This window comes from Rhizobacter sp. P3_B12 (assembly GCF_056402895.1).
On the sequence record NZ_JBFUGN010001030.1, the window covers coordinates 1 to 2,123 of the forward strand.

The 2,123-nt window shown below is 73.6% G+C and carries 1 protein-coding gene; it reads right to left on the reverse strand.

Translation table 11 applies throughout. The features are described 5' to 3' along the window. Positions 1-2,123: DUF2339 domain-containing protein (locus AC1D01_RS31635; protein ID WP_477873472.1), on the reverse strand; the 2,123-nt coding region annotated here is incomplete at both ends.

Genomic DNA, 2,123 nt, shown 5'->3' on the forward strand with positions numbered 1-2,123 from the left:
GCCGCGACCAGCCCCGGCCAGCCGTCGCGCGGCGCCTGCAGCGGATCGAGGTGCAGCGAAGCCGCCAGCCCCGCCAGCGCGACCAGGTGCAAGGCGCCCGAGCAGGCCGTCAGCACGCGCAGCGCGAAGCGGTGGCCGAGCGTCGCCAGCACCAGCGCGAGCAAGGCGGTCGCGACCGAGGCCCACAGCGGCACCAGCACCATCCATCCGAGCAGCGCCGTCGCAGCGACCGCGAGCCACGGCAGCGCGATGTCGTTGCCCTGCTCCCAGCCCGCACGCTGCGCAGCCGGGTGGCGGTGATGCACGCGCCACATCGCCAGCACGCTGGCCAGCATCAGCAACACGCCGATCAGCGAGCCGTCGACCAGCGGCGTGCCCGGCGCGAGGTCGAGCGACAACGCGCTCACCAGCCGCACCACCGCGCCGGCCAGCACCGCGAGCGCGAACGCCCGCGTGTACAGCCGGTGCTGGCGCACGCCGAGCCAGAACATGCCGGCCGCTTCCACCGCCCAGGTGGCACCGGTCCACGCGCCCTCCAGCGCCAGCGGGATCGCGAGCGTGGCGAAGATCACGCCGACGATCACGTGCGCTTCGCCGAGCAGCGCATAGCGGATGCGCGCACTGCGCAGCAGCGCGCCGCCGATCACGAGGTAGAAGAACGCGAAGCCGAGCGCCGACCAGGCCGCGCCCCAGTCGGTGTCCTTCACCATCAGGTACTGCAGGCCGAAGGCCGCCAGCGGCACGCCGAACACCAGCGCGCTGTCGACGCGCCCGACCTGCTGCAGCGCCTGCCGCGCACGCTGCGCCAGTGGATCGGTCGCGGCAGGGTCGTCGCCGAGCGCCAGCGCGCGCCGCGCGAACAGCACGCCGATCGCGGTGAACAGCACGAAGAACAGCAGCAGGAAGGCCTGCGTCGACGCGTACACCGCATCGGTGTAGTGCGCCTGCGCCCAGGCGCCGGCCAGCGTGAAGGTGCCGACCGCGCCGATCAGGTTCAGCGGCCGCCAGGCCTTGTGCCAGGCCATCAGGAAGATGCCGACGTCGAGCACCGCGAGGTAGCTGAACAGCGCGACGTGGTTGCCGCCGCCGGTGGACACCAGCACCGGCGCGAGGAAGCCCTCGGCCACCGAGACGTAGGCGAGCCATGGCGCGTTCTGCAGCACCGCGAGCGCCGCACCCAGCACCGCGACGACCGCCATCACCGCGAAGGCCGCACCCGGCGGCAGCAAGCCGTTCAGGCGCAAGGCCGCCAGCGCCGTCAGGTAGAACACGCCGATGCCGGCGCCCTGCAGGATCAGCCCGTAGCCCTGGCCGCCAGCGGCATCGCGCCGGTCGCGCAGGCGCCAGCCGAGCACCAGCATCACGACGCCCACCAGCGCGACGCCGGCATAGCGGAACTCGACCGGCAGCGTCGCCCGCTCGGCCACATAGCGCAGCAGGAAGGCGAGGCCCAGGAACAGGATCAGCACGCCCACCTTGACGATGGTGTTGCCGCCGAAGATCCAGCGCGCGACGAATGGCGGCAGGCGGTCGCGCAGCGGCAACGCGGGTTCGACGGGCGGCGGCGGGGTCGCGCGCGACGGCTCGGTCCACGGGGCAGGTGTCGCGGGCTCTTCGGGAGCTGCCGCTGCCGCCACCGCGGGCTCGAAGATCGGCGCGGGAACAGGTTCGGCCAACGACGGTACCGGTACGGCGATCGACGCGACCGCCGGTTCGATCGATGCCGCAGCGCTCGGTACGGGCCGGGGTTCGATGAGCGGTTCGAGGTCGAGTTCGAGGACGCTGTCCGGGATCGGCGACGGGACCGGTTCCGCAGTGGCGCTCACCATGCCGCCCGACAGCCGCTGCACCTGCAGCCGCAGTGCGCTCACCTCGTGCTCCAGCGCCGCCACGCGCTGCGCGAGATCCGGCGCCTTCGTCGCGGCGGGAGCCGCCGGGGCTGCAGCCTGCGGCGCCGCCGCCTCGTCCGGCATCTCGGGCCAGGCCGCCTCGGCCGGCACCGGTGCCGCCGCCTCGGCCTGCTTCGATTTGCGGATCTGCCACACCACGAGCGGCGTCACGATCAGCATCACCAGCCCACCGGCCGGCCCGCCGAGCGCCAGCCCCACCAGGCCGCCCAGTAC